The sequence below is a fragment of the Affinirhizobium lemnae genome (genome assembly GCF_022968395.1).
GTDB classification, from domain to species: Bacteria; Pseudomonadota; Alphaproteobacteria; order Rhizobiales; family Rhizobiaceae; genus Neorhizobium; species Neorhizobium lemnae.
Genome location: NZ_JALJQZ010000051.1, coordinates 18,771 through 25,022 on the forward strand (window position 1 = coordinate 18,771; position 6,252 = coordinate 25,022).

Here is a 6,252-nt window from a genome sequence, read left to right on the forward strand (position 1 = left end):
TCGAACCCCTCTTTCCAGAATGAAAATCTGGCGTCCTAACCGATAGACGAAGGGCGCGTGCTGTGGCGCCCTTATATGGGCGTCACTCCGGAAGCGCAAGTGCCTTTTTCACAACACCGACAAAAAATACCACCGTATTCGGACATGGTAAAACCCAATGATATCATGGGGTAACCGATAATGATGCGGTTCTACCAAAGGCCGTTGTTGTTTGGTGATCCGGAACCCGGCGCTGGCTGAGCGACCCCGCTGTTGCGTGCGCTGAAGACGCTGCCAGCCATGGGATTGATGTTTTTGACAGGGGCATAAGCCGGAACGCCCTGAGCTTCGGCAACCTTCGCATTTGCAATTGCGAAGATGCTGTTTTGTCCAGCTTGCACCGCAGTTGGCTGCTGAATGACATTGGCCAGACTGTTCTGTGGTGCTTGAGCATTTGCGGCAGATTCCGCCTGTTTCTGTGGTACGGCAGTTTGCTGCTGAGCCGTCTGTTCCGTCTTTGCATTAGAACTCGGCTGTCTTGTAGACGGCTGTCGCTTGGAAACGAGCGGATCGACATAAGCAGCGACCTTCGCTTGTGACGAGGGGGAGGTGCTCGAGGCAGGCGTCAACCCTTGCTCTGATTCCGCAGCGGCAACGGATTGTGCTAGGGACGTCTTCGCCATCAGGCTTGTGCAGCTATTCAGCATCGAGCACGCCAGCAAGCCCCCGCCGATGACTAATCCGCGTCGAACGCCGAGTGTGAATGATATGTCTGACTTTGACATGTGCGACTATCGACCCTGTCTGTTGTTCGGATCGATTTTGCATGCGCAATCCTGCGTGAGGCTTGGCGGGCGCAGCGGTGTGCGGCGCCCGCCAATCGAGGCTGTGGGATGCCATTCGACGTTTACCAGCTCCCGGTGTTCTGCATCGAAGCCCAGGGCTCGGCAGGTGCGAGCGCGGGACCCTTTTGAAGCAACTCGATGGAGATTCCATCGGGCGATTTCACGAATGCCATGTTTCCGTCGCGCGGCGGTCTGTTGATTGTGACGCCCTGATCCATGAGTCGCTGGCAAAATTCGTAGATATTGTCGACTTCGTAGGCCAAATGGCCGAAGTTCCGTCCACCCTGGTAATCTTCCGTATCCCAGTTGTAGGTTAGTTCAAGCAAAGGGGCTTTTGCAGAAGTGCCAGCGTCAACGTCTTCCGGCGCAGCGAGGAAGATTAGGGTAAAGCGTCCTTTTTCATTTTCGATCCGTCTGACTTCCGTGAGGCCAAAGATTCGAGTGTAGAAATCAAGTGACGCATCGAGGTCCTTGATGCGGACCATGGTGTGCAGATAGCGCATGGATCGCCTAGCCTTTCAGTCTTAATGTGCATGGATGGAAATTTCCTGTCACGATATGGGCGCTGGACAGCTTCAGACAAGGCGATTTCGCGATAAAAGGCCGGGAAAATGCAGAAGTGAGGACTTGCGCTAGACGAACCGCTCAATGTTAACTTATCTTCTAAGAATCAGTTAACCGTGACTCCGTAGACGCGTAAACCAGGGGCTGACAGAATGGCGGATAGAATGTCATCGAAGGGCATTGCCAGTTTCGAGGATCTGGCAGTAGATCCGGTTGAACTGATCGAAATCACCGGCGTCGTGAAATGGTTCGATGTTGCCAAAGGTTTTGGTTTCATCATACCGGACAATGGAATGCAGGACGTGCTGTTGCATGTGACATGCCTGCGTCGTGATGGCTTCCAGACGATCCTAGAAGGCACGCGGATCGTAGCATTGATTCAGAAGCGTGATCGAGGCTACCAGGCATTTCGGATCCTTTCCATGGATCAGTCGACCGCAGTTCATCCATCACAACTTCCACCTATCCGTACTCACGTTCAGGTCACTCCGACGAGTGGGCTAGAGCGTGCTCTGGTCAAGTGGTTCAATCGTACCAAGGGTTTTGGCTTCCTGACACGTGGGGAGGGCACGGAAGATATTTTCATTCATATGGAGACGTTGCGGCGATTCGGCCTCACTGAATTGCGTCCAGGCCAAGTGGTTCTCGTCAGGTATGGCGATGGTGACAAGGGACTTATGGCTGCGGAAATTCATCCAGACGGTCCTTCCATCGTATCACGAGCGCACTGATGTTTATGCCTATCGTGAAGTTTATGAGCGCCTTATTGGCGCTCTTTCTGTGTTCGGTGTCGCCTTCGTCAGCGCAGTTGAAGTTCCCGACCGAACAACTGATTATTCAGACAGCCACGGGTCCCCAGGTCTTCACGGTAGAAGTTGCAGTTGATGGGCCACAGCGACAGCAAGGCCTGATGTTCCGCGAAAAAATGGCTGCCGATGCAGGCATGTTGTTCGACTTTGGGTCTCCAAGAGAGGTCGCAATGTGGATGAAGAACACGTTAATCCCATTAGATATGCTTTTCATCGACGAGAAAGGGATTGTCCGGAAGATCCATGAGGGTGCCAAACCGCATGATGAAACTCCCTTGTCGTCCGGTGGCCCTGTCAAATATGTGCTAGAACTGAATGGCGGAGCGGTGGAAGCGCGTAACATCGCGGTGGGGAACAAGGTTGTCAGTCCGCAAATTGGAAACGCGAGATAAGATGCTCGGCTTACTTCCGGGCTGGGTTTGAACTGGGGATGTCGCTCTGAAAATGCCCTTGTGAATTTGAGACGGAAACTGAAATTTGCTGTTGCGGACACGGGGTGAAGCGTGTATCTCGCACACATCGGCGGAACGGAGTGTAGCGCAGTCTGGTAGCGCATCTGGTTTGGGACCAGAGGGTCGGGAGTTCGAATCTCTCCACTCCGACCACCGTCTTAAAGCGACGGTTAAGCTTCCTCCAGTAGATGCGGGATCAAGCCATCTTATGGTGGACGGAACCCGCAGCTGGATTTAGAATTTCCACGTATTGTGAAGAATCAATGCGTGAAAGGGAGCTTCGAAGATATGACCGCCAAGATCTTTCGTCCTGCAAAAACTGCAATGCAATCTGGCAAGGCGAAGACTCATCTTTGGGTTCTTGAATTCGATCAGGAAGAGCCACGCAGCATCGACCCGATCCTTGGCTATACCTCTTCTTCAGATATGCAGCAGCAGGTTCGATTGACATTTGAATCCATGGAACAGGCTGTTGCTTATGCAGAGCGCAACGGGATCGAATATCGTGTGCTTATGCCGAAGGAAGCGACGCGCCAGATTGTGTCCTATTCTGATAATTTCCGTTTCAATAGAATTCAGCCCTGGACACACTAATCTGTGCAGGGCCGTGGCCCCTTAGCTCAACTGGATAGAGCAACTGCCTTCTAAGCAGTAGGTCGCAGGTTCGAGTCCTGCAGGGGTCGCCAATGCTATAGCCCGACTCATCCGTTGATTGAAACGACGATCCTTTGCGATTGATCGACTCAACGGTTGAGAGACGGGCGACCACCACAGCAACTGCCGCAAGCGTGGCACCGTAATTGAACAGCGCTAATTTCACACTGCGGACCATTCCAAACTACCTCCTGACGGTCTTGCCTTCAGATAATTCGTCTTCGCGCTCCTGCCTGTATTGAAATCTGTTTTGAGATCGACTTGCTCGCAAATATTTCGCCTGCATCTCTCTCCACGTTAATCTTGCGCGAGTTCTTGTGAATACGGATAGAGTGGATAGAGTCTTTTTAACCGATTCTATGCATGGTTGAGGCGGCGCAGCAGCAGATGCTGAAATACCCCGATAAATTTCTGGAAATCCGCGCAGATTGTATCAATCTACCGCCCTTCTCTGCGCTCTGTGCAGGGTATGACAGTAACCAATGGCGAGCGAAACCGTTTGCTGATCATCTTTTCCAATGGCTACCGTTCGCGGCGTTGAGCCAGGAAAACCAGCTGGCATTCGGTGCCAACAATTTCGTCGAGATGCTCCAGCTCGCAGCTGCACACATCTACAATACGAAAAAGACCGCAAGCCGAGGGGAAATTGGAGAGCTTATTTTCCATTTAGCCTGCATCTTACATTTCGGCACGTCTCCTGTGCTGTGCAAGCTAGTGCTCAAGACCTCTTCCAATGACACGGTGAAGGGATTTGACGGCGTTCATATCCTACCGAAGGGCGACGATTTCGAAATCTGGCTCGGCGAATCGAAGTTTTACTCCGATCCCTTGAGCGGAATTCAGGACGCTGTCAAATCCGTAAAGGAACACCTCCTCCCGGCCTTTCTCGACATGGAAAAGGCCATGATTCTAGGCCATGTCGCGGAAGGAGTTCCCAACAGGGAATCCGTCAAAAAAGCGTTCAAGCCCCAAACGTCCAAGGATGAGCTGCTAAAACGGGCGGTTTTCCCAATTTTGATCGCTTACAACAGCGACACGGTGGCCTCTCATACCGTCCTTTCGGCGAAATACGCCGCTGAGCTGAAGGCCGAAGCTGAGAAGTTGCGGGACTATTTCGCCGACCAAGCAACGGGCGTGACTGCCCGTTTCGTGCTGATGTTCGTGCCAATGAACGACAAAAAAGCAGTGATCGAGAGTTTCGACAAAAAGCTTGAGGCCTTCCTATGACGATATTGGAACGTTTGCGCACGCTTGAACCAGCAGTAATGTTGAGTGCCAACGACATTTTTGACGCGATGGCCAGCGCAGGAAGCTCGCTCGCAGATTCCTCGGACCGTGAGGACGACGCGGCACTCGAAATATCAATCCGCCTTCTGGAGGCTCGCCGCCAGGGTCAGATTCCTAAGGATTGCCTCGACGTTGTGGAGATGCTGGCCGAGGAGTGTGGGCTGTATCCTTATGTTGACGGCGAGAATTTCAGCCTGTTCAGCCAAGCCGTCATTGAGGCCCATGCTGTCCACCTTGACGAGAAACTCTACCTGCATTCCAAGCAAATGGAGATTTTGCTCCACCTGCTGGCGGGCGACAATGTCATATTGAGCGCTCCGACAAGCTTTGGCAAAAGCATGCTCGTCTATGCATTTCTCACGTACAAGTCGCCACACACGGTTGTGATGCTTTTGCCGACAATTGCGCTGATCGATGAAACGCGACGGCGTCTCACCCGACGCTTTGGCGACAGATATGATATCATCACGACGGTGACCGATGGTTACGATCCCACCGTTCCAACGATTTTCGTTCTTACTCAGGAATGGTTCTTGCAACGAAAAGACGTCAAGAAAATCGATCTGCTGTTCGTTGATGAGTTCTACAAGCTCGATCCCACACGCAAAGATGACAGATATGAGAACCTAAACATCGCGCTCTATCGGGCGCTGCCGAAATCAATGCAGTGCTTTATGGCTGGCCCTCACATCAAAAACATCCTCTTGGGCGATCAGTACAGAGGAAGTTTCCGCTTCGTACAGACAGATTACCGAACCGTATCAGTCAATGTCTTTGACCGGTCGGCTCGTGAGGACAAAAAGGATGCGCTCTTGGCTGATTTGGCCGGGGTCGCAGATGAAAGTTCCATCGTCTTCACGGCAACACCTGGCTCAGCTCAAAATCTTATGAAGGAATTTGTTGCAGCAAAGCTAGGGACAGATAGCCGCATCGGAACGCTGCTGAAGACCTGGATTGCTGAAAATTATCATAAGTCCTGGCCAGTGGGAGAGGGCACCGAAAAAGCAATCGCTGTTCACCATGGAAGGCTTCCTCGTTCTCTCGGTCAGCTCTTCATCCAGCTTTTTGACCGTGGCATGATCAAAATCCTCATCTGCACGTCCACGCTGGTGGAAGGTGTGAACACGTCAGCGGCCAACGTTTTTATTTTCGACAAGAAAATCAACCACCGGGCCGATCTAGACTTCTTCTCGTTCGCCAACATTCGCGGACGTGTAGGCCGGATGATGAGACACTTCGTCGGGCGAGCGTTCCTTTACTACACCCCGCCAGAAGTCGTCGAAACCAATGTGGAGATACCGGTTCTTTCCGACCCCGCTTCGTCTTCTGACTACATACTCATGAACATCGAGAACGACGAGCTGCCGCCTGCGGGTAAGACTAGAAAGGACCAACTGCGCGCCACAACAGGACTGTCAATCGCTGTTCTAAAAGAGCATGGGGCTCTTGGGGTCGACAACCTGGTTGCAGCAAATGACCGCATCCAACAAACTCTAAAGAACGATCCCGATTTACTGGTATGGAAGGGCTTCCCTAATAAGGAGCAAAGGATCGAGGTTGCCGAGATCGCTGTCATAATCGCCAGAGCTAGGTCGTGGTGATGATTTAAGGATTGGGATTCCCAAAAGAGCGCAAATCGGATTCAAAGCTGATTTTGGAGAT

General features: G+C 52.1%; 7 protein-coding genes and 2 tRNA genes. 7 read left to right on the forward strand and 2 right to left on the reverse strand.

Annotation, left to right across the window (positions count from 1 at the left end; translation table 11 throughout):
• Nucleotides 1–191: 191 nt before the first annotated feature.
• Both MUU53_RS20130 and gloA read right to left on the reverse strand, forming a co-directional pair.
• On the reverse strand, nt 192–662 hold the full coding sequence (locus MUU53_RS20130; RefSeq protein WP_247262465.1) for a hypothetical protein: 471 nt from the start codon (nt 660–662) through the stop codon (nt 192–194).
• Nucleotides 663–886: 224 nt separating this feature from the next.
• Nucleotides 887–1,327, reverse strand: coding sequence for a lactoylglutathione lyase (gene gloA / locus MUU53_RS20135; protein ID WP_247262466.1), 441 nt, complete (start codon nt 1,325–1,327; stop codon nt 887–889).
• 213 nt (nt 1,328–1,540) lie between these two features.
• On the opposite strand from gloA, the gene MUU53_RS20140 reads away from it, so the two are divergent.
• The 7 genes from MUU53_RS20140 (at nt 1,541) to MUU53_RS20170 (ending at nt 6,191) form a co-directional block, all read left to right on the forward strand.
• Nucleotides 1,541–2,119 (forward strand): cold-shock protein, encoded by a 579-nt coding sequence (locus tag MUU53_RS20140; protein WP_247262467.1) that lies wholly within the window; start codon nt 1,541–1,543, stop codon nt 2,117–2,119.
• Nucleotides 2,119–2,589: a DUF192 domain-containing protein gene (locus MUU53_RS20145; RefSeq protein WP_247262468.1), complete on the forward strand. Its 471-nt coding sequence runs from the start codon at nt 2,119–2,121 to the stop codon at nt 2,587–2,589. The genes MUU53_RS20140 and MUU53_RS20145 overlap by 1 nt, the downstream gene beginning before the upstream one ends.
• A 136-nt stretch (nt 2,590–2,725) precedes the next feature.
• Nucleotides 2,726–2,802, forward strand: a tRNA-Pro gene (locus tag MUU53_RS20150).
• A gap of 135 nt (nt 2,803–2,937) precedes the next feature.
• Nucleotides 2,938–3,243, forward strand: coding sequence for an ETC complex I subunit (locus tag MUU53_RS20155; protein WP_247262469.1), 306 nt, complete (start codon nt 2,938–2,940; stop codon nt 3,241–3,243).
• Nucleotides 3,244–3,258: 15 nt separating this feature from the next.
• A tRNA-Arg gene (locus MUU53_RS20160) sits at nt 3,259–3,335 on the forward strand.
• A gap of 331 nt (nt 3,336–3,666) precedes the next feature.
• The gene (locus tag MUU53_RS20165) at nt 3,667–4,530 is read left to right on the forward strand and encodes a HamA C-terminal domain-containing protein (RefSeq protein ID WP_247262470.1); all 864 of its coding nucleotides are present in this window, start codon (nt 3,667–3,669) and stop codon (nt 4,528–4,530) included.
• Nucleotides 4,527–6,191, forward strand: a complete 1,665-nt coding sequence (locus tag MUU53_RS20170) for a DEAD/DEAH box helicase (RefSeq protein ID WP_247262471.1) — start codon at nt 4,527–4,529, stop codon at nt 6,189–6,191. The genes MUU53_RS20165 and MUU53_RS20170 overlap by 4 nt, the downstream gene beginning before the upstream one ends.
• Nucleotides 6,192–6,252 lie beyond the last annotated feature (61 nt).